The organism is Actinoplanes sp. NPDC051861, assembly GCF_040681145.1.
Lineage (GTDB): Bacteria > Actinomycetota > Actinomycetes > Mycobacteriales > Micromonosporaceae > Actinoplanes.
The window spans coordinates 162,942-185,102 of the sequence record NZ_JBFAYE010000020.1; the positions used below are offsets into that span (position 1 = coordinate 162,942).

Below are 22,161 nucleotides of genomic sequence, written 5' to 3' on the forward strand. Positions count from 1 at the left end.
CCGGGCGGTTAAGGTGTGCCCGATGGCCTGGGTCCGGATCGGCGACGCCGATCTATATGCGGAAGAGGCGGGCACCGGCGAGCCCGTTCTCCTGCTGCACGGCGGCTTCTGCTCACTGGAGTCGTTGCGGGCCCAGTCCGACGCGCTGGTGGCTGATCATCGCGTGTTCGCTTTCGAGCGCCCCGGGCACGGTCGCTCGGCCGACATCGCGGAGGACTACGACTACGCCCGCGGGGTCGCCGACACCCTCGCCTACCTCGACGCTGCCGGGCTCGAGTCGGCGCACGTCGTCGGCTACAGCGACGGCGCGATCATCGGGCTGATGCTCGCGCTCGACCATCCGGCGCGGGTCCGCTCCCTGGTCGCCATCAGCGCGAACCTCGACCCGTCGGCCTTCACCGACACCGATACCGATACCGGCGAGTCGGACACTGAGCCCAGGCCGGACGTCGAGCGGATGCACTACGAGCGCCTGTCGCCGGACGGGCCCGGGCACGCCGATGTCGTGCTCGCCAAGCTGTTCCGCCTCTGGACCACCGAACCGCACATCGACCCGCGGGAGCTGGCCCGGATCACCGCGCCGGTGCTGGTGATGGCGGCCGACCGGGACACGATCCGGCCGGATCACAGCCTTCTCATCGCCCGCTCGATCCCCGGCGCGCAGTTGTGCATCGTGCCGGGGACCACGCACAACCTGGTCGCCGAGCGCCCCGAGCTGATCAGCATCCTGATCCGGGATTTCCTGCACCAGGCGTCTCAGCCTCGGGTCCGGCGCAGCAGCCACACGAAGTAGGGGGCTCCGACCAGGGCCATCATCAACCCGGCGGGGATCTGCGAGGGCGCGATCAGCGTACGGCCGAGGGCGTCGGCCACGCACACGAGCAGGCCGCCGATCAGCATGGCGACCGGGACGACGCGCCCGTGCCGGACCCCGACGAGGCCGCGGGCGACGTGCGGGGCGACGAGCCCCGCGAAGCCGACGACGCCGACCGCGATCACGCTGACCGCGGCCGTGACCGCCGCGATCGAGAGCAGGACCAGCCGCGCGGGTTCCCGGCGGACGCCGAGGATCCGCGGCGTGTCCTCGTCGATCGCCAGCAGGTCGAGCTGGCGGCGCATCCCCAGCACCGCCGGGGTCGCGAGCAGCAGGACGAGGACGACCGGCAGCACGTCGGCGAAGGACCTGCCGTACGTCGTGCCGGAGAGCCAGGTGAGGATGCGCGGGGTGTCCCACGGATCCGCGCGCAGCAGCAGGAACGTGCTGATGTCGCTGAGGGCGTACGCGCAGCCGATGCCGATCAGCAGAAACCGGCCGGGCAGGAGGCCGCCGCGCCAGGCGAGCACGGCGATGAGCGCGAAGGTGCCGAGTCCCACGGCGACGGCCATGACGACGAGCGTGGTGCGCCCGCCCGTCATGCCCGAGGTCACCACGATCACCGCGCCGAGGCCGGCGCCGGCCGTGATGCCGAGGACGCCGGGCTCGGCGAGGGGATTGCGTACCGTGCCCTGCACGACCGTTCCGGCGAGGGCGAGCGCCGCACCGGCGACGACGGCCGCGGCGACCCGGGGAGCCCGGTCGTCGAGTGCCCGGCCGATCAGGTCGGGTGCGGTGCCGTGCAGCCAGAGCGCGATGTCGCCGGTGCGCAGCCACAGACTGCCGGCCAGCAGCCCGGCCAGGACCGCGGCGGCGAGCAGCGCGGCGGTCACGATCAGGACGGTGAGGAAGCGGCGGCGGGAGCGTACGGCGACGTGCGCCCGGGGCGCCTCCCGGGCCGATCCGGCGTCACGCAGCCGCAGCGCGAGGATCACGATGACCACGGCACCGAGCAGTGAGGTCGGTATCCCGGTGGGGATCGAGGCGGCGGCGCGGGCGCCGAGACCCGCCCGGAGCACGGCGTCCGCGAGGAGCACGAGCAGGGCCCCGGCCAGCCCGCAGGCGGGGATCAGGAAGACGTGCCGGCTCAGCACCCCGATGCGGCCGGCGGCGAGGCGCACCGCGACCGGCGCGGCGAGGCCGACGAAGGCGATCGGTCCGGCGAGCGTCACCGAGGTGCTCGCCAGCAGGACGGCGCAGAGCACCGCGAGGACGCGGGTCGAGCGGACGCGTACGCCGAGCGAGGCGGCCGGGTCGTCGCCGAGGCCGAGCACGTCGAGCCGCCGGGACAGCAGCAGCGCGGCACCGAGGACGACGACGAGGACCGGGGCGGCGCGCGTGGCGGCGTCGAGGTTCAGCTGTGCCAGGGAACCGCTTCCCCAGGCGTAGAGCCCGGTGGTGCTCTCCTTGAACAGGATCAGCAGCGTCGCGGTCCCGGCGTCGAGCGCCATCGCCACCGCCGACCCGGCCAGGATCAGCCGTGCCGAGGAGACGCCCGCGGCGCCGCCGGCGAGCCCGAGAACCAGGCCCGCGGCGAGCAGACCACCGGCGAAGGCCACCGCGCCCGAGGCCCAGAGCGGCACCGCGAGACCGGTCGCGGCGACCACGCACAGGGTGAAGTAGGAGCCGGCGGTGACGGCGAGGGTGTCCGGGGCGGCCAGGGTGTTGCGGGTGACCGACTGGAGCAGCGCCCCGGCCGAGCCGAGCGCCGCGCCGACCACCACTCCGGCGAGCATGCGGGGCAGACGGGAGCCGGTCAGCACGTCCGTGACCGGTACGCCGCCGACGTCCGCACGCGCGCCGAGCGCGTACCGCAGCAGGTCCGCGAACCCGATCCCGGAGGTGCCCTGGGTAACGTGCCACAGTCCCACCACGACGACCGCGACGAGCAGGACGGCCAGCACGGCCGCCCCGCTCGCCCGCCGTATGCGGGTGTCGCTCACCCCTTGGTCAGGATGTTCACGTAGGCGTCGATCGCCTGCTGGTTCGAGAGCGGGCCACCGGCTCCCCAGACACCCGCCGGGAACGGATACGCGCGTCCGTCGCGCACCGCCGGGAGCGCCGTCCAGATCGGGCTCTTCCGCAGCTCCTTGACGTAGCTGTCCGGGGTGTCGTCGTCCCCGTAGAACAGGCTCGCGCTGCCCACGGCCGTGAGCCCCTCGATGTCGGTCTGCGCGAGTCCGTAGGCGGGGTCGACGCCGCCGCTGCCGTAGGCCTTGTTGATCGAGTCGGTCCAGGCCGGGGTCAGGCCCAGCTGCTCGCCGAGCTCGGTGAAGAGGGCGCCCTTGCCGTACGGGCGGATGACGACGTTGCCGCCCTCGATCCAGCCGTCGAAGAACAGGAAGTCCTTCGACGCGACGCTCGCGGCGGCGACCTTCTGCTTGGCCGCGGCGAGGTGCTCGTCGAACTGCCGCAGCACCAGGTCGGCGCGCTCGGTGCGGCCGGTGGCCGTACCGATCATCGAGAAGACCTTCTTCATGTTCGCGATCTGACCGGAGGCGTCGGCGCCGACCGTGGCGAGCACCGGTACGCCACGCTTCTCGAGCTTGGCGATCACCTCGTCGTCGGCCTTGAACGCCTCCACGACGATGAGGTCGGGGTTCGTCGCGTACAGCGCGTCCAGGTCGGGTTCACCGCGCTGGCCGGCGTCGACGACGTCCGGGGGCAGCGTCTCCGCCTTGACGTACGTGGCGTACCCCTTCGGGTCCGCGACCGCGACCGGGTTGAGGCAGAGCGTGAGCAGATCCTCGGTCTGCTGCCACTCCAGCACGGCGACCCGTTTGGCGGGCTGGGCGAGCTCCACCTTGCGGCCGACGCCGTCGGTCATCGACACCGGGCCGGTCGCGGTCTTCGTGGTGTCCTCGGCACAGGTCTGCGACGCGGGGGCGGCCGTGGCGCCGGCCGTGGTCTCGTCGACCTTCGTGGTGCCGCAGGCCGCGACCGCGGCGAGCGTCACGGCGGCGGCCGTCAGGCGGATGGGGCGGATCATGCGAGTTTCACTCCCGGGGTGGTGCGATTGCGGGCGGGATGCCGCCCGACGGGATCGATGCGGAGCCGGCCGGTGCGCGGGTCGGCCTCGACCTCGACGCGCAGGCCGTAGACGGCGGTGAGGTGCTCGGCGGTGAGCACCTCGAACGGGTCGCCCGCGGCGTGGATGTGCCCCGCGGACAGGAGCAGGAGCGTGTCGGCGACACGCGCGGCGTGGTCGAGGTCGTGCAGCACGATGCCGACGGCGACGCCGTGCTCGTCGGCGAGATCGCGGACGAGGTCGAGGGTCTCGATCTGATAGCGCAGGTCCAGGTGGTTCGTGGGCTCGTCGAGCAGCACGACGCCGGTCTCCTGTGCCAGGCAGGCGGCGAGCCACACCCGCTGCATCTCGCCGCCGGAGAGCTCGCCGACCGGGCGCCCGGCCATGGCCGTCACGCCGGTGACGTCCATCGCGCGGTCGACCGCGCTCCGGTCCGCCGTGGACGGGCCGGCGAAGCGACGCCGGTGCGGGTGGCGCCCGAACGCGACGACCTCGCTCACCGTCAGCCCGTGCGGTGCCTGGCGCGACTGCGAGAAGAGCGTGACCTCCCGAGCGAACTCCCGCGCGCTGAGCAGCGACACCGGGCGCTCCGGCCGGCCGAGCAGCACCGCTCCGCCGTCGACGCGGTGCAACCTGGCCAGGGCGCGCAGCAGCGTGGACTTCCCGCTGCCGTTCGGCCCGACCAGCGCCGTCACGCGACCCGGCGCCAGCGCCACCGAGACGCCGTGCACCACCACGGTGTTCCCGTAGCGGAGCACCAGCTGGTCGCCGCGCAGGACGGCTGGGGACATCGTTCGGCTCCGAATCACAGAGATCACAAGTAAGGGTTGCCTTGCCTTACCCGAGGCTAAGTGATCTTCGGATTGTCGGCAATCCTGCACTCAGGACAGCTGATACGGGATTCCGGACATCAGGTGCGAGACGAGGACCCTTGCGCGAGCACGCCGGGCGTCACCTTCATCACCCGGCGGAACGCCACGATGAACGTGCTCGGCTGGGCGTAGCCGAGCCGCTCCGACACGCCCCGGACATCGGCGCCCTCGGAGAGCAGCGCCAGCGCCTGATGAACCCGCAGCACCTGCCGCCACTGCCCGAACGACAGCCCGGTCGCCTCGCGGAACGCCCGGGTGATCGTGCGGTCGCTCACACCCAGGTCCGCCGCCCACTCCTGGAGGCCACGGTCGTCGGACGGATCCTCGATCAGCGCCTCGGCGATCGCGTCGATTCGCGGATCGCCGGGAAGCACCAGCGCGAACTGCGGCTCCGCGGGATCGAGCACGTCGAAGACGACCGCCTCGGTCCGCGCTCGCGCGGACGCGTCGAGGTCCCTGCGCGCCAGGCGCATCAACAGCGACTCCAGCAGCGGGGTCATCGTGATCGAGGTCGGCTCCGGGAACGCGACCGGTGTCCGGCCGGGGTCGAAGAAGGCGTCGTGGAGTTCGGCGCCAGCGGTCAGCCGGCCCCCGTGAACCACGCCGGCGGGCAGCCACAGGCCGAACCCGGCCGGCACGGTGAAGATCTGGTTCCCGATCCGGGAGGTCAGGGTCCCGCCGCGCACCCACACCAGCTCATGCATCGGATGCGAGTGCGGCAGCCAGTCCGTCGCGGCACCGGGCACCTCCGACTCGGCGACGATCGCCAGCGGTGACAGGTCACCGGCGGGCACCGACACCGCCCGGCGGACCACCGTGCCCGGATCACGCCGCCAGGTGCCCAGACCGAGGTCGTCGTGAGCCGGGGGAACCATGCCGCCGAGCATAGGCTTTCAGCGGCCCGGCACCACGAGCCCGGTTTCGTACGCCACCACCGCCGCCTGGGTACGGTCGCGCAGGTGGAGCTTCATCAGGATGCGGCTCACGTGGGTCTTCACGGTCTGCTCGGCGACCGTCAGGTGTACGGCGATCTCCGCGTTGGACATGCCGCGGGCGACCAGCCCCAGGACCTTGATCTCCTGGTTGGTCAGCACGGCCAGGCGGTCGGAGACCGGTGCGCGCGGGGCGGACCGCTGGGAGATGTCGTCCATCAGGCGGGCCGTCACCGACGGGGCGAGCACGGCACCACCGGACACCGTGGTGCGGATGGCGTCGGCGAGCTGGTGCGCGGACGAGTCCTTGAGCAGGAAGCCCTTGGCGCCGGCGCGGATCGCCTCCCGCACGTACTCGTCCTCGTCGAAGGTGGTCAGCACCAGGACCTTGGTGGCGGGTGCGTGCGCCAGGATCCGCCGGGTCGCCTCCAGGCCGTCGAGGATCGGCATCCGTACGTCCATGAGCACGACGTCCGGGCGCAGGTCCCGGGCCTGCCGGACGGCCTCCTCACCGTTCGCGGCCTCGCCGGCGACCTCGATGTCCGGCTGGACGCCGAGCAGCACGGCGAAGCTCTCCCGCAGCATGCGCTGATCGTCGACGACGAGCACCCGGATCGGCATGGTGCTCATCCTTGCTCCACGGCCAGCGACATGCTCACCTCGTACCATCCGTCGTCGCGGTGCCCGGCCCGCAGTGTCGCACCGAGGACCGCGGCGCGTTCCCGCATGCCGGTCAGGCCGTGGCCGGCGCCCGCCCGCGGAGCGGTCCCGGCGACGGTGATGCTGTTGGAGACCCGCAGCTCGAGGGCGGCCGGGCCGTAGGAGACCACCACCTCGACCTCGGCACCGGGCGCGTGGCGGATCACGTTGCTCAGCGCCTCCTGCAGCACCCGGTAGGCGATCAGCTCGACCTGTTCCGGCAGGACCCGCACCTCTCCCCCGACGCCGGTCGTCAGGGTCAGCCCGGCGCTGCGGCAGTTGTCGAACAGCTGGTCCAGGTCGGCGAGGGTCGGCTGTGGGGCGTACCGGTCAGCGGTGTCCTGATCGGAGCGCAGCATGCCCAGAATGTGCCGCATCTCGGTGAGCGCCGCCAGCGCGTTCTGCCGGATCGAGGTGAAGCTCTCGGCGGCGGCCGGGTCGAGGCCGGTGACCCGGTAGGGCGCGGCCTCCGCCTGTACCGCGATCACCGACATGTGATGGGCGACCACGTCGTGCAGTTCACGGGCGATCCGGGTGCGCTCCTGCAAGGCGTCGGTGATGCCGACCTGACGGCGCAGCTCCCGGCGGACGTCGCGCAGCCAGCGGGCGATCGCGACGCCGGCGAGCCCGGCCGCGTAGAGGCAGCACAGCACCAGACCGTTGTTGATCTGCCCCGGCTCGGGGAGGACCACCTCCGCCGCGGCCGCGACAGCACCCGTGATCAGCCACTGCGCCAGGTAGACCGGCGGCGGCACCTGGTAGGCCACCACCAGACCGGTGAACAGGTGCGCGATGATGCCGGCGGCGCTGAACGGCCAGAGCGCGCCGGCGGAGTGGGCGGCCAGGATCAGGTACGGCAGGGCGGCCAGCGACGAGAGCCACCACGCGGCGATCGGCCGGTAGATCACCAGAACGACCGGTGCGGCCTGCACGACCGTCAGGGCGACGATCAGCACCGGGTTGCGCGGCAGGGCCTCGGCGAGCACGCCGATGCCGAGGGCGGTCACGTACAGGGCCAGCAGCGACACGCCGATCAGCCGCAGCCCTCGCATCAGTGCGGGACGGTGCAGGCCGACGGTGCGTTGCGGGCGCGCGGAGACGGCGAACAGCCGGCGGAGGAGGAGCGCCACTCGTGACATGGAAGCAGATCAGGGCATCCGGAAGAACAGCATGGGATCGTCGCGGCCGTCGTGGACGGGTGACAGCAGGCCGAGTTGCTGCTTGAGTTCGACGAGCTCACGGTTGACCCGTGCGGCGGCGAGACGGGACACGGTGAAGTATCCGGTGCGGTTGCGCGCGAGCCAGGACAGCACGACCCGGCCCTCACTGACCGGCCAGGGCCGCCGCCCGTGGAACACGTCGTGGACGCTCACCGTGGCACCGGCCCGGACAGTGGGGAACAGCTCGCCGGTGAACCAGCGGGCGAACGACGCGGTGTGCGCGGCGTCGACGAGGAGGTGGTCGATGTCGTACCGGTGGCCGCGCAGCGTCTCCCGGGCGTCGCCGGGCACGAACGTCCAGCGCCCCTCGGCGAGATCGGCGGGCACGTGGCGGCGGGCGTCGCCGATCAGGTCGTGGGTGACGAGCGCGCCGGTGCCGTTGTCGCGCAGAGCCCGCAGGATCCACGACGTGGACCATCCGTGCAGCGAGCCGATCTCGACCACGGTGGCGGGCTGCTCGTCCCGCATCAGCAGATAGGTGATCTCGGCTTCGAGGTCGTCGAGCTGAGTCCGCATTCCCGGGTTCGTGAGGCGTAATTCGCGCTGTTCCTTGCGTACCGTATGAAGGTCGTCCTGGAATTTCTCATAAAGAAAGCGAATGTGCTGAAGGGTGATCATGGCTTCCCAATGTAGGAAGCAGCCGATCCATTGTCGTCGCTCTCGGGCGTTAACTCTCAAGTCTCACGCCGGTGGGCGCCCGCCGGGAAAAGCGGGCGCCCCGAATGCTTACTTCCAGGTGATGTCGCTCTGACTCACCTTGCAGTTGCTGTCGTTCCAGCCCTCGCCGAGGTACTTCGGCTCGCTGCCCTTGGCGACGCCCTGGTACTTTCCGCAGACCGTGGCGCCGGAGCTGCTGGTCAGGGTCACGCGGGTGATGGTGGCGGTGTCGCCCCAGTTGCTGTTGATGCCCGCGACCATGTCGATGTTGTTCAGCAGCACGTTGTCGATCCGGACGTGACGCTGGTACGAATTCGTGCAGTTGCCGCAGCCGCGGTACAGCTTTCCGGAGCCACTGAGGTAGAAGCCGGAGATGTTGACCGTGCCGTTCCCGTTGTGCTGGAACGTCTTGTCGCTGCCGTTCCGCGCGCCGCCGCCGATGACGTAACTGGTGCCGCCGCCGGTGCCCTTGAACGTCGCGGCATCCTCGCCGATGTCGTTCCACCACACGTTGCGAATGGTGCAGGTGCCCTCGCAGTGCACACCGTCACCGGCCGGGGAACCGAGAATGACGTTCTGCAGCGTGCCACCGTTCGCAATCTTGAACATCGGGTCCTGGGACTCGCTCTGCGAGCCGTCGCCGATGCAGCAGTAGGTCTTCATGCCACCGTCGAAGGTGCCGGAGACGTTGACCGTGCTGCTGATGCTCACCGAACCCGCCGAGGACGGCCACGCGCCGGTCGGGGTGCCACCGCTGGGCGGCGGCGTGGTGGGGTTGGAGGTCGGGCCCGAGGTGGGGCTGGTGGTCGGGGTCGAGCCGCCGCTGGAGTACGTCTCGAACTCGGCGATCCGCGGTGCGGCGGACGCGCTGGTGATGTCGAGGGTGAGCTTCTTCAGCGACGTCGACGAGAAGTTGATGGTGCCCGGAGTGCCGCTGCCGCTGGCCAGGACGCTGCCGCTGTCGCCGTTGAGCACCCGCCAGGCGCTGATCGAGCCACCGCCCGAGGCGTGCCGGATGACGGCCGAGGAGACCGTCGTGGCGCTGCTCCACTTGACCGAGACGTAACCGGTCGAGCCGTTCGGCGACCAGTAGGTGCTCGTATTGCCGTCCTTGACGTTGCCGTAACTCGTGCCACTGGCCTTGCTGGAACCGTCGGCGCCACCGCCGAGGCTGAGGTTGTCGGCGGCCAGGGCCTGGGGCGCCGTCATCGTCAGCATGACCGCGGCGGTGGTGACCGCGGTTACTCCGCCGGCCACCCACCGTAGGGCGACTGATCGTCTCATCCGTGTCTCACCTTCACTGTGGGGATGTCGCGCCTTCAACCGGGGGGAAAGCGCTTTCCTGGCGAGAATAGAGACGGATCGATGTCGTGACAAGGAGGTGTCCGATACGCACTTGTTGCACAAACGCGGCTGCTTGTTGCACAAACGCGGCCGCGTCCCCGGCCGCCGTCAGCCGGGCAGTTCCATCTGCGGGTCGTAGCGGCCGTCACCCAGCCAGCGGAGCATGTCGTCGGCGAGTCTGCGCAGCCGCCGCGGGTCGAATTCGTCGTCCGCCGCCTCGAACGGCAGCTCCGCGATGCCCAGCACCCGCGACAGCAGGCCGGTGCCTCCGCGCAGCACCATGCCCAGCTCACCGTCGCCCGCGAGAGCCCACCGGGTCCCCGGCTCTTTTTCGGTCAAAACCATGCCGAGGTACGCCGTGAGCACCTCGACCGTCACCCGGAACCACGGCTCAACCGTCACCCGGCTGGCGTTCACGCCGTAGTACGAGTTCGGCAACACGGGCTTGTCATCGCCGAAAGCAGTCCGGAAACGATCAGCCGACAGGCGCATCCGCCCCCACACCTCGTCGAGCGAGCGCCGGGATCCGTCCAGCGGCACGCCGGTCAGCCGCTGGAGCATCCCGGCCCGTCCGGCGGCGCCCGCGTGCCAGTCACGCAGAGCCGTCTCGTCGCCGGCACTCAGGTGCGGGTTGACCCCGGTGGTCAGCGGCGGCACACCCAGCTGCTCGACAAGGCCCAGCACATAGGCGCGCTGCCGCGGCTGGGTCCGCTCGTAGTGGTGCTGGTAGATCACGTGCGCCTCGGGCAGCCGGCCGCGCGCGACGAGCATCCGCCCGTGCGTCAGCGCCTCGAAGGCGGGGTACGGCCGGCGGCCGCCGGCCTCGACGGAACGGTCCTGCCCCCAGCGCTCCAGCATGGCGTCCACGGACGGGAGTGCGTCCAGCGACGGCCGAATCTGACCACTCACGACCTCGGCGAACGCCGACCTGTCGGCCAGGTCGAGACTGTGGTGGGCCACCGGCTGGTGCATGTCGCGCTCCGGCAGCGCGAGACGGACGGCGGCCGTGACGCTGAGCACGTGCTCGTCCGGCTCCCGGCCGAACCGATGGTCGAGAACGATCGTGTGGGTCAGCTCCGCGTCGACCACCCGGGTCAGCCGCCAGCCGTCCCGCTCGAACCCGGGTGCCAGGCCGGCGGCGGTGCGGGCGGCCTGATCCATCGCGGCCATCCAGGAGCGCTGCTGCCCGGCCGCCTCGTCCCACCACCGGCGCAGCCGCCGGGTCAGGTGGCCGCCCGGCACGCCCGGCGCGGTGATCTCGACGATGTTGCGCTCGACGTGCTCGACAGCGGTGACCCCGCGCACCGACGGCAGGAACTCGACCGCCTCGGCGACGAGGTCCTCCCGGTCGCTCGCAACGATCTCGTCGAACACGAGCACGTGCGAAGCGGGGCCGCCCCGCTCCTCCGAGATGCTCCAGTCCTCATCCACGGCGGTCAGTATGCCGTCCTGGTCCTGCGTTCGTAGTACCGCCGGGCCTACATCCGGTTGCCCCCTCGGCTGAGGGGCCACCTTCTACGCTGGCGATCATGTTGCATGTACGGGTCATCACACCGCCGCAGCACACCGAGGAGGTACGGCGGCTGCTGACGGCCGACGACGCGGTGGCACACGTGATCGTGCTGGCCGGCGCGGCGCTGTCGCCGGCCGGCGACGTGGTCGAGTTCGACGTCGTGCGCGAGGGCGCGAGCCCGCTCCTGGACAGCCTGCGTGACCTGGGCCTGGAGGAGGACGGTTCGATCGTGGTGGAGCGGGTCGACGCGACGATCTCCGCCGCGGCCGACCGCGCCGCGCGGCGCACGCCCGGGCTCGGCGTGGACGCGGTGGTCTGGCACGAGATCGAACACCAGACCGGCGAGGAGACGCAGCTGTCCGCCTCGTTCCTCGCCTTCATGACCATCGCCATGATCATCGCCGCCATCGGCGTCCTCCTCGACCAGCCGATCCTGATCGTCGGGTCGATGGTCGTGGGCCCGGAGTTCGGCCCCCTGGCCGCCATGTGCGTCGGGCTGGCACGCTGGCGTCCCCCGCTGGTCCGCCGGGCCGCGCTCGCCCTCGGCGTGGGCTTCCCGTTCGCCATGCTGCTGACCGTCGTCGCCGTGTGGCTGCTGACCGCCGCCGGCCTCGTGGACAAGTCGATGCTGCTGGCCGAACGCCCCCTGACCGACTTCATCTGGCGCCCGGACGCCCTGTCCTGGGTGATCGGCTTCCTCGGCGGCGTCGCGGGCATCCTGTCGCTGACCTCCGCGAAGGCCGGCACCCTGGTCGGCGTCCTGATCTCGGTGACCACGGTGGCGGCCGCCGCCAACGCCGCCGTGGCGGTCGCCTACGGCGTGCGGTACGAAGCCGCGGGCTCCACCCTGCAACTGGTCATCAACCTGGCCGCGATCATCCTCGCCGGCGTCCTCACGCTGCTGGTACAACGCGTGGCCTGGCACCGCTGGCCGCGAGGCGGCACCTCACAGTGAGGCGGCGGGGTCACGAGGTCACGAGGTACGGTGCGCATCGAGTCAGGTGGCTGCCGCGACGACGGCCACGAAGACGATCCAGCAGGTGATCATCACGCCGTAGCTGACGGCGAGCCCCAGCACGAACGGCAGCACCGGTGGCGGCTCGCCGGGTGCGAGCCGGCGCGGGCGGCCGGCGGTGGCCAGAACGAGCAGGCCCAGACCGAACGCGGCCGCCGGAAACCCGATGATCGTCAGCAGCACGTCGCCGGCCTCGGCGCTGCTCCGGGACGCGTTGACGGCGAACATCGCGAACGACACCAGGAACGCCGCCACCGCCAGCACGCCGTGCACCACCGCCGCACGCCCCGGCACCGACATGCCCGGGAGCAGCGGCGGCCGCCCGGCCCACCACTCGGCGCGCGTGGCCGCCTCGTCGGCCCGGTCCATGGCCGCCGAGGCGTCGACGGCCATGACCGCGATGTCGCCGGCGTAGCCAACCGGCGCGGTCGAGTCGGGCGCCGGGGGAAGAGACGGAGCCACCGCCAGCAACCGCGCCCGCTGCCGGGCCAGCCGCTCGTTCATCCCGTCGAGGCCGTCGCGTGCCTGGTCCAGCGCGTCGTGCGACTCGTCACGCCAGGCCGCGTCGGCACGGATCTCGGCGCCCAGCTGCCGGGACAGCGCCGCGTACTCGGACCAGTTGATCGTCGTCACTCCCCCTCCAGGGTGTCGTACCGTCCCGGCTGGACGAACGGCACGATGAGCTGCGTGCGCTGCTCGTGCCGGTCGAGCAGCAGCGCGCGGTTGGGCCGGGGCTCCCAGACCGTCGTGTGGTCGCCGAGCAGCGTGCCCAGCTCGGTGCCGGGCACGTTCAGCGCGACGAGGCAGGCGACGTCCTCCCGTCCGCCGGAGCCGCCGATCGCCTCGCCGAACCGGCGCGGAAGCCGCCACCAGCTCAGGAGGTGCACGCCCCGGCCGGGTCCCTCGCGGAGCAGGGTGCGCAGGTCGTCCAGGCCGGTGCGGCGGTCCGGCCCGCGCTCGGAGAGCACCGGCACAGCCACCTCGGCGGCGAGAACGATCAGGTAGGTGGGCCGGCCGCCGGCGCCGTCCGGGACAACCAGTTCGGCGAGCAGCTGCCGCAGACCGGAGCCGCCGGCCTCGACAGCCTGGTGACCGGCCGCGGCCAGATCCCCGAGCAGCCGGTCGCGCGCCGGCTCCGCGTCCGGCGCCAGGCAGGCCACCACGAAGCGCGCCGTGCCCGGCTCGTGCTGGCGCGCCAGCCCGGCACCGGCCGCGTGCACGATGTCACCGCCGACCGGCGAGGTGCCGAGCACCGCGAGGTGGCGCCCCGGCCGCGAGTCCAGGACGAACGAGGCGGCCGGCCCGCCCACGTCGACCGCCCGGCCGACCAGCGCGTGAGCCGGTCCACCCGAGATCCTCGGGACGGGCTCGCCGTCGATGTGCGCCTCGGCGTACCCCACGAAGACGGCCGGTGGCTCGCCGGCCGGCGGGCGGGACTCCCACAGCAGGCGGCGGCGGGCGCTCAGCACGGCCGGGTCCGCGTACGGGAAGCTGACCAGCCGGTTGCCGCCGGCGAAGCCGCCCGCGTCGTTCACCACGGCGGTGCCCACGGCCAGCCCGTCCGCCGCGTCGTTGGTGACGTCCAGGATCCCGGAGCCACCGGGCAGCGCCACCCGCAGCGGGAACTGGCCGAAGATCGAGTCCTTCTTGGTGTAGAGCGCCTCGATGCCCGACAGCGTCTGCGACGCCAGAATCAGATGGATACCGTACGAGCGACCTTTGCGCGCCAGGCTCTCCAGCACGGCCGCCGCCGAGCGGGCCACCGCGTCGTTGCCCGCGAACAGCACCTGGAACTCGTCGATCACCGCGAGGATCCGGGGCATCGGCAGTTCCGGGGCCGCCTGGCGCAGCTCGGACAGCTTGGTCACGCCGTGCCGTTTGAGCGCGGTGGCACGGCGGTTCATCTCGCGTTCCAGCCGGCGCAGCACGGCGAGGCCGTACTCACGGTCGGACTCGATGCCCACGGTGTGCGCGTGCGGCACCCAGGACTCGTCGGCCGCGGTCGCGGTGAACTCCGCGAACGACACGCCCTCCTTGAAGTCGAGCAGGTAGAGGGTCAGTTCGGCGGGTGAGTAACGGGAGGCCAGGGCGTACAGCAGGATCAGCAGCAGGTTGGTCTTGCCGCCGCCGGAGCGGCCGGCGATCAGCGCGTGCGGCGTCGCGTCGTCGAGCGACAGCGTGTACGCCTCCCGGCCGGCCATGCCGACCCGCGCGGCCAGCCCGTGCGCCGAGGACTCCTGCCAGATCCGCTCAGGCAGCAGCCCGGCCAGGTCCGCGCGGGCCGCCGCGGCCAGGCCCTCCGCGACCCGCCGGCTGACCCGCGCGACGAGCTCCGGGCTCGCGCCGGGATCCAGCCGCAACCAGACCGGGAGGCCGGTCCCGTCGTCCGACAGCGGCTCGGCGCCGGACGGTTCCGACATGCTGTACCACTCGTCCCGCTCCGCGGTCAGCGCCGTGGTGTGCGCCAGGTACGGCGGATCGACATGGCCGGGCGGCACCGGCGGCCAGCCGGCGAGCAGCAGGAACACGCCGCATGCCGGGCCGGCGTAGGCCAGCGCGGCGAGCCTGGCCCACTCCCGCTCACCGGCGTCGGCGGGCAGCTCCGCGACGGCCAGCACCAGCGTCTCCGGCCGGGCCCGGCCCGCCTGTGCCGCGCCCACCCACTCCTCGGCGCACGTCAGGGCGGCCCGGAAGGCTTTGCGGTCGGTGGCCGGAACCGCCCACTGCCCGGATTCGATCATCGCCTGGAAGGGGGTGAACACCGAGCCCAGGCCGCCGCCGTCGACCGGCAGCACGCGGAGGGCGTCACCCGGCAGCGCGGCCAGCACCCGTAGCAGCGTCCCGCGCAGCCAGGCGGCGACCGCGGGATCGCGTGCGTCCCGGTCGACGGTCAGGTGACCGGTGCCGAGGAACGGCGCCACCACGCCGAAGTCGAGCGCCGCGTCGCCCACCCTCAGCACGAGCGGGACGGCGTCGCGGCCGAGTACGCCGTCGGCAGGCGTCGCGTCCAGCGGACGGCCCAGCCAGTGCGGAAGGCCATCCACCACGGCTCGCAGGCGTGCGGCCAGCGCACGTTGCCGCGCGGGGCTCGAGTCGTCGCCGTTCACCCGGTCGTACTCGGCCCGCAGAGCCGCGCCGGCGGCACCGAGCAGCCCGGCGGCTCGGCGATGCTCCGCCACCGCGGAGCCGAATGATCGCTTGTACGCCCGCATCTGCCGCCCCCGCAACGCCCCACCGACCGCGGGTAGCGTAGCGGACGAAACGGGCGGCCGCCGACCCTCCACTGTGTCACGAGCATCGACGCGATTCGCTACCATCCTCTGCGTTCAGATCGACCGGGGGGAGCGACGTGGCATCGATTGGCGAGATCGTCTCAACGCTGCAGGAGGCGTCCGACGACATCGAAGAGGCGATCAGCGCGGCGAACGCCGCCGAGTCGACCACGGAGGCCCTGATCGCCATCCAGGCGGCGGCGCAGTTCCCCGACAAGGTGGCCGCGCTGACCGCCGTCAAGGAGTCGATCGACGAACTGCGCACCTATCTGCAGGGTGGGACCGACCTCGTCGACAAGGTGATCAATCAGGCGCAGGCGGCCGCCGGCGGTTGAAGAGAGGGAGGCGGGTCAGCGCCTCCGCCCCTGCCCCGGCCGGCCGGCACTCCGCGTGGCCGGCCGAGGGCCGCGAGGGCACGGTCCTCGACGCCGGAGGGTGCGCGGTGGCATCGTCATATCGACAGGACGATGGCCTACAGCCCGAAAGCGGTCGCCTTCACCACCGGCGTGGCGGGAGCGGTGCTGAGTCCGAACAAGTGGGTCGCCGTCCTGTTCGTCGTCGGAAGCTCGGCGATCGACACGCTTTCCACGTTCTGGAGTCGGTACCAGGAGCACCGGAGGCAACGCGATGGAGATTGACCCGCGCATCGAGGAGCACGTCCGCGAGGCGTACCGGGGTGTCATCGCCCGGGACGGCGACCGGATGGTGGCGGCTTTCCGCGGCCTGAACACGCAGGACTCCGCCACAGCCGTGTCGTACGCCGTGTTCGTGCTCGGCTACGTGGTCAACGACGTGTTCCGGGACGGCGCCACCGGCGACGAACTCCTGGATCTCGCGCAGAAGATCGTCAAGAGCGAGTCGGACTGGATCAAACTGCACAGCGCGGAGGACCTCGCGGCGGTCCTCCGGTCCGCCGCCGTCGGGGACGTGACGTTCCCCGGCGTGCCTCCGGGAGACGTCATCGGCCACGTCCTCGTCGCCGGCGGCTACCTCCTCGGTGTCTACCGGCACGAGGACCAGGAGTGGTGGAACTACCTGGACGAGGTCTGGGGAGCCCTGCTCGCGGCGCCCGGCCCGCAGTAAGGCGGCGCCCGGCCCGCAGTAGGGCGGCACCCGGCCCGCAGTAGGACTGTCCCGCGGGCGACAGGCTCGGCAGGCCGGCCGTGCCATCGTCGACCGGATGGAGCTGCGAACCAGATTCACCGAGGAGTACGGGCTCGCCACCCCGATCGCCCAGGCCGGGATGGCGTTCGTCGCCATGACGCCCGAGCTGCCGGTCGCCGTCAGCAACGCCGGTGCCCTCGGCGCGCTCGGCGTCGGGCTGCTGCCGGCGCCGGTGCTGGCACAGGTCGTCAGCGGGATCCGGGCCGGCACCGACCGGCCGTTCAACGTCAACTTCATCACCGGGTTCACCAGTGACGACCAGATCGCGACGGTGTGCGACGCCCGGGTTCCGGTCGCGTCGTTCCACTGGGGTCATCCGCCGCGGGCCTGGATCGACCGCCTGCACAACGCCGGAGTACGCGTCTTCGAGCAGGTCGGCTCGGTGGACGCCGCGAAGTACGCGGTCGACGACGGCGTCGATGTGGTGGTCGCGCAGGGGCTGGAGGCGGGCGGGCACAACTTCGCGACCCTCCCGACGTTCGCGCTGGTGCCGCTCGTGGTGGACGCCGTCGCGCCGGCGCTGGTGCTCGCCGCCGGCGGGATCGCGGACGGTCGCGGGCTGGCGGCGGCGCTGATGCTGGGCGCGGACGGCGCGTGGATCGGCACCCGGCTGGTGGCCACCGACGAGTCCGGCGCCGCCGAGGGTTACAAGGAGCGGCTGGTCACCGCGGCGGCCACCGAGACCGTGCGGACGTCGCTGTTCGGGCCGGAGATGCCGGACTTCAATCCGATGCGGGTGCTGCGCAACCGAGCCACCGAGGAGACACCGGCGGGCACCGGCCGGCCGGTCATCGGCCGGACCAGCCTGGGCGGGCAGGACGTCGAGATCACCCGGTTCTCGAACCTCGTACCCATGCGTGCCACCACCGGAGACCTGGACGAGATGCCCCTGCTCGCCGGGCAGGGTGTCGGCCTGGTGGACGCGGTGAAGAGCGCCGCGTCCGTGATCGCCGACATCACCGCCCAGGCCTCCGAGATGCTCGGCCGATACCACGCCTGACGCGGGGAGCTAGCCCTTGACCGCGCCGGTGAGGCCACCGACGATGCGGCGTTCGAACAGGCTGAAGAAGAGCAGTGCCGGGATCATCGACAGGGAGGTGAAGGCGAGCACCTTCGCCGTGTCGACCGAGTACTGCGAGGAGAACGCCTGCACGCCCAGCGGCAGCGTGAAGCTGTCCTGGTTGTTCAGGATGAACAGCGGCAGCAGGTAGCTGTTCCAGCTGTTGACGAACGCGAGGATGCCGGTGGTGATCAGTCCCGGCACCGAGAGCGGGAGCACGATCCGCCAGAAGAAGCCGAGCCGGCTGCACCGGTCGATCGCGGCGGCCTCCTCGATCTCCCGGGGGATCGCCCGCAGGAACGGCACCAGGATGATGATCGTCGTGGGGAGCCCGAAGGCGATCTGCGGCAGGATGACGCCGGGCAGCGTGTTCACCAGGCCCAGATTCTTCACCAGGATGTACAGCGGGGTGATGGCGACCGTCGCCGGGAACATCAGGCCGGCGGCGAACAGGGCGTACATCGCGCCCCGCCCGCGGAAGCGGTAGCGCGCCAGCACGAAGCTGGCCATGACGCCCAGGACGACGACGCCGATCGTCGTGGCCACCGCGGCGATCGTCGAGTTGCCGACCTGGCGCCAGAAGACGCTGCCGGTCAGGACGTCGGTGTAGTTGCCGGCCACCCACGGGTCCGGCAGGCCCGCCGGGTCCGTGGTGATCTGCGAGTTGGTCCGGAACCCCCCGATGATGATGTACAGAACCGGACCGAGCATGACCCCGATCAGCATCAGCGCACCGAGGTAGACGACCGGGTTGCCCCAGGCGCTGTCCTTTCTCGTGGCCATGTTTACCGTCCTTCGGTGAGCGCGCCCTCGGTGTCCCGGCGCAGAACGAAACGCTGGTAGAAGAGCGCGATGATCATCGAGATGATGAACAGCACGACGGCCACGGCGTTGCCGTACCCGTAGTTGCCCGCGTTGCGGCCCTCGGTGACCATGTACGTCGCCATCGTCGAGGTGCCGGCCGTCGACGCGACGTACTGGCCCCAGATGATGTAGACGAGGTCGAACAGCTGCAGGGCGCCGATGATCGACAGGAAGCCCCAGATCCGGATCGTCGGCCCGAGCAGCGGCAGGGTGATCCGCCGCTGGATCTGCCAGTAGGACGCGCCGTCGACCGCGGCGGCCTCGGACAGCTCAGTGGGGATGTTCTGCATGCCGGCCAGGAACAGGATCACCGCGAACCCGACGTACTTCCAGGTCAGGATCATCATCAGGGTCCAGATGGCCAGGCTCGGGTTCGCCAGCCAGTCCTGGGCCAGCCAGTCGAGGCCGATCGACCTGAGGACGTCGTTGACCGCGCCGCCGGCCTGCAGCATGAGGCTCCACGCCGTGCCGACGATGACCTCGGCGATCACGTACGGGACGAAGATCAGCACCCGGATGATCGACTGGCCGCGCATCCTCTGGTTGAGCAGCAGCGCGAGACCGATGGCGATCGGGCCCTGCAGGACCAGCGACAGCACGACGATCTGGCCGTTGTGCCACAGCGCCTCGTGGAACGCCTTGTCCTGCAGGATGGTGACGTAGTTGTCGAGCCCGACGAAGTTCGTCGGCGGCCCGAAACCCTTCCACCGGTAGAAGCCGTAGTACCCGGCGAGCACGATCGGGAAGATCACGAACCCGACGAACATGATGATCGCCGGACCGGACAGTGCCGCGATCTCCAGACGCTGGGCCCAGCCGATCCCGCGCGGGCGGCGCCGCACCGGGGGCGGCGTGGTGACGCCACCCCCGGTGCCGACGCGGCCGCTCTTGTCAGCGACGTCGCTGGTCATTGCCGGGTGTCCCTCAGCCCTTCTTGGCCGCGTCGTTGACGGCCTGGATGATCCCGGCGACGTCGCCCTTGCCGGCGAGCAGGTTCACGACGCCCACGTTCAGCGCGTTGCCCACGTTCTGGCCGTAGATCGTGTCGAGCCACTGGGACACGTACGGTGCCTTGTTGTAGGCGTCCAGAACCGCCTTGAGGTAGTCCTCGGTGACGGCGCCCTGTGCCTCCTTGCTGATGGGCAGGGAGTTGAAGGCCTTGTAGTAGCCCTCCTGCACGTCCTTGGTGACGATGTAGTTGAGGAAGTCGGAGCAAGCCTTCGGGGCCTGGGCCGAGCAGGAGTAACCGTCGGCGCCACCCATGATCGCGGCCGGGTCACCCTGGCCGCCCGGAACCGCCGGGAAGGGGAAGAAGCCCAGGTCGGGCAGCGGCTTGGTGTCCTTGGTGAGGGAGGCGATGACGCCCGGGTCCCAGGCGCCCATCAGCTCCATGCTGGCCTTGTAGTTGGCGACCAGGCCGGCCGAGCTGCCCGCGCCCTGCTGCGCGGAGGTGGTCAGGAAGCCCTCGTTGAACGGCTTGGTGTCGGCGAAGGTCTTGAGGTCCTCGCCGGCCTTCGTCCAGCAGGGGTCGCTGAAGTTCTTGTCCTTGGCCGCCGCGTCGAGCGAGGCCTGGTTGCAGGCGCGCAGGGCGAGGAAGTAGTACCAGTGGGCGGCCGGCCAGGCGTCCTTGGCACCGAGGGCGATCGGCGCGTTGATCGCCTTGAGCTTGGTGACCGCCGCGCTGAGCTCCTCCAGAGTGGTCGGCGGCGCGGTGACACCGGCCTTCTGGAACAGGTCCTTGCTGTACCAGAACCCGCCCGGGAGGATCGAGACCGGCACCGCGTACTGCTTGCCGTCGACCTGGCCGGTGCCGAGGGCCGCGCCGACCGCCGACTTGGTCGCGTCGGAGATGTCGCCGGTGACGTCCTTGAGCTGGCCGGCCTCGACCATCGCGGCCATCTTGCCGCCGCCGCGCTGCAGGAAGATGTCGGGCGCGGAGCCGGAGTTCAGCGCGGTCTGCAGCTTGCCGTCGAGGTCCTCGTTCTGGACCTGCTGGATCTTGATGGTGACGTTCGGGTTGGCGGTCTGGAAGTCCGCGACCGTCTTGTCCCAGAACGCCTTGCCCGGTCCGGTCGTGGCGTTGTGCCAGAACTGCATGGTGACCTTGTCACCCGAGCCGGAGTCACCACCCTCGTCGTCACCACTGCAGGCGGCCAGGCCCATGGCGCCCAACGCCACCACGGCAGCTATTGCGAGAGTCCTTCGGGGAGCCATGAGGTCCACCTCTCGTAGCGAAAGTTTCGGAATAATTCCGGAAGATGGCGCTCAAGCTATGAAGTGGCAGATAGGCATGTCAAGATATCCAGCGTGATCACCGGTAACACATCTGTAACGCCAGTCCCACCCAAAGTGACTTAAGAAGGCCTTGAGCAGGCCCGTGCGTTACCCAACCCAAAATGGAAGTTGACGAAATGATGCGGAAGTTTCAGCTCGATCATCGATCCGGCGAGGTTCTGGTCACCGTGCTCGATGCCGACGGGGAGCCGCTGAGCGACCGCGAGGTCGTCGTCGAGCAGCGCGGCCACGCCTTCTCGTTCGGCAACATCGGCTTCGACTTCCTCGACGGCGCACCCACGGAACGGGCCTCACGGCTCGCCGATCTGTGGTTCGACGTCTTCAACACGGCGACCCTGCCCTTCTACTGGAGCGACTTCGAGCCGGAGCGGGGTCATCCCCAGACGAGGCGGCTGCACCAGGCCGCCGAGTGGTTCGCCGGCCACGGGTGCCGGGTCAAGGGACATCCGCTCGTCTGGCACACGCTGGCGCCCGACTGGCTGCGGGACGCGCCGGTCGACGAGATCGAGACGACGGTCCGCAGGCGGATCAGGCGCGAGGTGGCCGGTTTCGCCGACGTCGTGCACACGTGGGACGCGATCAACGAGGCGGTGATCATGCCGGTGTTCCGCAACGAGGAGCACCCCAACGCGATCACCCGGCTGGCCCGCGAGCGCGGCCGGATCGCGACCGTACGGCTCGCCTTCGAGGAGGCGCGCGCGACCGACCCGACGGCCACTCTGATCCTCAACGACTTCGACATGTCCTCCGCGTACGAATGCTTGATCGAAGGTCTTCTGGAGGCCGGCATCAAGATCGACGCGCTGGGCCTGCAGAGCCACATGCATCAGGGCTACTGGGGCGAGGAGAGGACGTGGGAGGTGCTCGAGAGGTTCGCCCGGTTCGGGCTGCCCCTGCACATGTCCGAGACGACGCTCGTCTCCGGCGACCTGATGCCGCCGGAGATCGACGACCTCAACGACTACCAGGTCCCGTCGTGGCCCTCGACGCCCAAGGGTGAGGACCGGCAGGCCGACGAGATCGTGCGGCACTACCGCACGCTGCTCTCGCATCCCTCGGTCCAGGCGATCACCTACTGGGGGATCACGGACGAGGGCGCTTGGCTCGGCGCGCCCTGCGGTCTCGTGCGCGCCGACGGCACACCGAAACCCGCATACGACGCGCTGCGCAGCCTGGTGAAGGGCCAGTGGTGGCTCCCGCCGACGGAGCTGCGCACGGATGACGCGGGGCGGATCCGGGTACGCGGATTCCTCGGCGACTACCGGCTGCGCCACAACGGCGGCACCGCCGACCTGGCCATCGCGGTACCCGGCGAGACGACGGCGACGCTGCGGCTGGCGGGCCAGTCGTGA

Annotated in this window: 21 protein-coding genes; 7 read left to right on the top strand and 14 right to left on the bottom strand. The window is 71.0% G+C overall.

The window, feature by feature from the left end; translation table 11 throughout:
- Positions 1 to 22: 22 nt before the first annotated feature.
- Positions 23 to 793, top strand: a complete 771-nt coding sequence (locus AB0M02_RS36405) for an alpha/beta hydrolase (protein WP_364235538.1) — start codon at positions 23 to 25, stop codon at positions 791 to 793.
- Here the strand turns inward: AB0M02_RS36405 and AB0M02_RS36410 are convergent.
- From AB0M02_RS36410 to AB0M02_RS36450, 9 genes are all read right to left on the bottom strand, one after another.
- Complete coding sequence (locus tag AB0M02_RS36410) at positions 757 to 2,817, bottom strand: iron ABC transporter permease (protein ID WP_364235540.1); 2,061 nt, start codon at positions 2,815 to 2,817, stop codon at positions 757 to 759. The genes AB0M02_RS36405 and AB0M02_RS36410 overlap by 37 nt on opposite strands.
- Positions 2,814 to 3,863, bottom strand: coding sequence for an ABC transporter substrate-binding protein (locus tag AB0M02_RS36415; RefSeq protein WP_364235542.1), 1,050 nt, complete (start codon positions 3,861 to 3,863; stop codon positions 2,814 to 2,816). Before AB0M02_RS36415 ends, AB0M02_RS36410 begins: the two co-directional genes overlap by 4 nt.
- Complete coding sequence (locus AB0M02_RS36420) at positions 3,860 to 4,693, bottom strand: ABC transporter ATP-binding protein (protein WP_364235544.1); 834 nt, start codon at positions 4,691 to 4,693, stop codon at positions 3,860 to 3,862. The genes AB0M02_RS36415 and AB0M02_RS36420 overlap by 4 nt, the downstream gene beginning before the upstream one ends.
- A gap of 119 nt (positions 4,694 to 4,812) precedes the next feature.
- Complete coding sequence (locus AB0M02_RS36425) at positions 4,813 to 5,649, bottom strand: AraC family transcriptional regulator (RefSeq protein WP_364235546.1); 837 nt, start codon at positions 5,647 to 5,649, stop codon at positions 4,813 to 4,815.
- An 18-nt stretch (positions 5,650 to 5,667) separates the two neighbouring features.
- Complete coding sequence (locus tag AB0M02_RS36430; RefSeq protein ID WP_364235548.1) at positions 5,668 to 6,336, bottom strand: response regulator transcription factor; 669 nt, start codon at positions 6,334 to 6,336, stop codon at positions 5,668 to 5,670.
- Positions 6,333 to 7,535: a histidine kinase gene (locus tag AB0M02_RS36435; protein WP_364235549.1), complete on the bottom strand. Its 1,203-nt coding sequence runs from the start codon at positions 7,533 to 7,535 to the stop codon at positions 6,333 to 6,335. The genes AB0M02_RS36430 and AB0M02_RS36435 overlap by 4 nt, the downstream gene beginning before the upstream one ends.
- Before the next feature lie 18 nt (positions 7,536 to 7,553).
- Complete coding sequence (locus tag AB0M02_RS36440; protein ID WP_364235551.1) at positions 7,554 to 8,243, bottom strand: class I SAM-dependent methyltransferase; 690 nt, start codon at positions 8,241 to 8,243, stop codon at positions 7,554 to 7,556.
- Between the two features lie 108 nt (positions 8,244 to 8,351).
- Positions 8,352 to 9,566 carry a pectate lyase gene (locus AB0M02_RS36445; RefSeq protein ID WP_364235554.1) on the bottom strand — a complete coding sequence of 405 codons (1,215 nt, stop codon included), beginning with the start codon at positions 9,564 to 9,566 and terminating at the stop codon, positions 8,352 to 8,354.
- Between the two features lie 168 nt (positions 9,567 to 9,734).
- Positions 9,735 to 11,057, bottom strand: coding sequence for a hypothetical protein (locus AB0M02_RS36450; protein WP_364235556.1), 1,323 nt, complete (start codon positions 11,055 to 11,057; stop codon positions 9,735 to 9,737).
- Between the two features lie 98 nt (positions 11,058 to 11,155).
- Between AB0M02_RS36450 and AB0M02_RS36455 the strand changes: the two genes are divergently transcribed.
- Complete coding sequence (locus AB0M02_RS36455; RefSeq protein ID WP_364235558.1) at positions 11,156 to 12,094, top strand: DUF389 domain-containing protein; 939 nt, start codon at positions 11,156 to 11,158, stop codon at positions 12,092 to 12,094.
- A 42-nt stretch (positions 12,095 to 12,136) separates the two neighbouring features.
- On the opposite strand, the gene AB0M02_RS36460 is transcribed toward AB0M02_RS36455, so the two are convergent.
- On the bottom strand, positions 12,137 to 12,787 hold the full coding sequence (locus AB0M02_RS36460; RefSeq protein WP_364235561.1) for a hypothetical protein: 651 nt from the start codon (positions 12,785 to 12,787) through the stop codon (positions 12,137 to 12,139).
- Positions 12,784 to 15,210 carry an FtsK/SpoIIIE domain-containing protein gene (locus tag AB0M02_RS36465; protein ID WP_364235604.1) on the bottom strand — a complete coding sequence of 809 codons (2,427 nt, stop codon included), beginning with the start codon at positions 15,208 to 15,210 and terminating at the stop codon, positions 12,784 to 12,786. Before AB0M02_RS36465 ends, AB0M02_RS36460 begins: the two co-directional genes overlap by 4 nt.
- 293 nt (positions 15,211 to 15,503) lie before the next feature.
- On the opposite strand from AB0M02_RS36465, the gene AB0M02_RS36470 reads away from it, so the two are divergent.
- From AB0M02_RS36470 to AB0M02_RS36485, 4 genes are all read left to right on the top strand, one after another.
- Positions 15,504 to 15,761 (top strand): hypothetical protein, encoded by a 258-nt coding sequence (locus AB0M02_RS36470; RefSeq protein WP_364235563.1) that lies wholly within the window; start codon positions 15,504 to 15,506, stop codon positions 15,759 to 15,761.
- Between the two features lie 132 nt (positions 15,762 to 15,893).
- A complete protein-coding gene (locus AB0M02_RS36475; protein ID WP_364235565.1) occupies positions 15,894 to 16,064 on the top strand; it encodes a hypothetical protein in 171 nt (56 codons plus the stop codon).
- Positions 16,054 to 16,509: a hypothetical protein gene (locus AB0M02_RS36480; protein ID WP_364235568.1), complete on the top strand. Its 456-nt coding sequence runs from the start codon at positions 16,054 to 16,056 to the stop codon at positions 16,507 to 16,509. Before AB0M02_RS36475 ends, AB0M02_RS36480 begins: the two co-directional genes overlap by 11 nt.
- 97 nt (positions 16,510 to 16,606) lie before the next feature.
- A complete protein-coding gene (locus tag AB0M02_RS36485) occupies positions 16,607 to 17,590 on the top strand; it encodes a nitronate monooxygenase (protein ID WP_364235571.1) in 984 nt (327 codons plus the stop codon).
- Positions 17,591 to 17,599: 9 nt separating this feature from the next.
- Here AB0M02_RS36485 and AB0M02_RS36490 read toward each other — a convergent pair whose 3' ends face one another.
- From AB0M02_RS36490 to AB0M02_RS36500, 3 genes are read right to left on the bottom strand one after another with little or no spacing between them, the layout of a single operon-like run.
- A complete protein-coding gene (locus AB0M02_RS36490) occupies positions 17,600 to 18,433 on the bottom strand; it encodes a carbohydrate ABC transporter permease (protein ID WP_364235573.1) in 834 nt (277 codons plus the stop codon).
- A gap of 2 nt (positions 18,434 to 18,435) precedes the next feature.
- Positions 18,436 to 19,425 carry a sugar ABC transporter permease gene (locus tag AB0M02_RS36495; protein ID WP_364235575.1) on the bottom strand — a complete coding sequence of 330 codons (990 nt, stop codon included), beginning with the start codon at positions 19,423 to 19,425 and terminating at the stop codon, positions 18,436 to 18,438.
- 13 nt (positions 19,426 to 19,438) lie between these two features.
- The gene (locus tag AB0M02_RS36500; protein ID WP_364235577.1) at positions 19,439 to 20,695 is read right to left on the bottom strand and encodes an extracellular solute-binding protein; all 1,257 of its coding nucleotides are present in this window, start codon (positions 20,693 to 20,695) and stop codon (positions 19,439 to 19,441) included.
- 215 nt (positions 20,696 to 20,910) lie between these two features.
- On the opposite strand from AB0M02_RS36500, the gene AB0M02_RS36505 reads away from it, so the two are divergent.
- Positions 20,911 to 22,161, top strand: coding sequence for an endo-1,4-beta-xylanase (locus AB0M02_RS36505; RefSeq protein ID WP_364235579.1), 1,251 nt, complete (start codon positions 20,911 to 20,913; stop codon positions 22,159 to 22,161).

Coding starts and splice junctions, on each gene's coding strand:
- AB0M02_RS36405 (WP_364235538.1), top strand. CDS start 23: ATGGCCTGGGTCCGGATCGGCGACGCCGATCTATATGCGGAAGAGGCG.
- AB0M02_RS36415 (WP_364235542.1), bottom strand. CDS start 3,863: ATGATCCGCCCCATCCGCCTGACGGCCGCCGCCGTGACGCTCGCCGCG.
- AB0M02_RS36420 (WP_364235544.1), bottom strand. CDS start 4,693: ATGTCCCCAGCCGTCCTGCGCGGCGACCAGCTGGTGCTCCGCTACGGG.
- AB0M02_RS36425 (WP_364235546.1), bottom strand. CDS start 5,649: ATGGTTCCCCCGGCTCACGACGACCTCGGTCTGGGCACCTGGCGGCGT.
- AB0M02_RS36430 (WP_364235548.1), bottom strand. CDS start 6,336: ATGAGCACCATGCCGATCCGGGTGCTCGTCGTCGACGATCAGCGCATG.
- AB0M02_RS36440 (WP_364235551.1), bottom strand. CDS start 8,243: ATGATCACCCTTCAGCACATTCGCTTTCTTTATGAGAAATTCCAGGAC.
- AB0M02_RS36445 (WP_364235554.1), bottom strand. CDS start 9,566: ATGAGACGATCAGTCGCCCTACGGTGGGTGGCCGGCGGAGTAACCGCG.
- AB0M02_RS36455 (WP_364235558.1), top strand. CDS start 11,156: ATGTTGCATGTACGGGTCATCACACCGCCGCAGCACACCGAGGAGGTA.
- AB0M02_RS36475 (WP_364235565.1), top strand. CDS start 15,894: ATGGCCTACAGCCCGAAAGCGGTCGCCTTCACCACCGGCGTGGCGGGA.
- AB0M02_RS36480 (WP_364235568.1), top strand. CDS start 16,054: ATGGAGATTGACCCGCGCATCGAGGAGCACGTCCGCGAGGCGTACCGG.
- AB0M02_RS36485 (WP_364235571.1), top strand. CDS start 16,607: ATGGAGCTGCGAACCAGATTCACCGAGGAGTACGGGCTCGCCACCCCG.
- AB0M02_RS36490 (WP_364235573.1), bottom strand. CDS start 18,433: ATGGCCACGAGAAAGGACAGCGCCTGGGGCAACCCGGTCGTCTACCTC.
- AB0M02_RS36495 (WP_364235575.1), bottom strand. CDS start 19,425: ATGACCAGCGACGTCGCTGACAAGAGCGGCCGCGTCGGCACCGGGGGT.
- AB0M02_RS36505 (WP_364235579.1), top strand. CDS start 20,911: ATGGAAGTTGACGAAATGATGCGGAAGTTTCAGCTCGATCATCGATCC.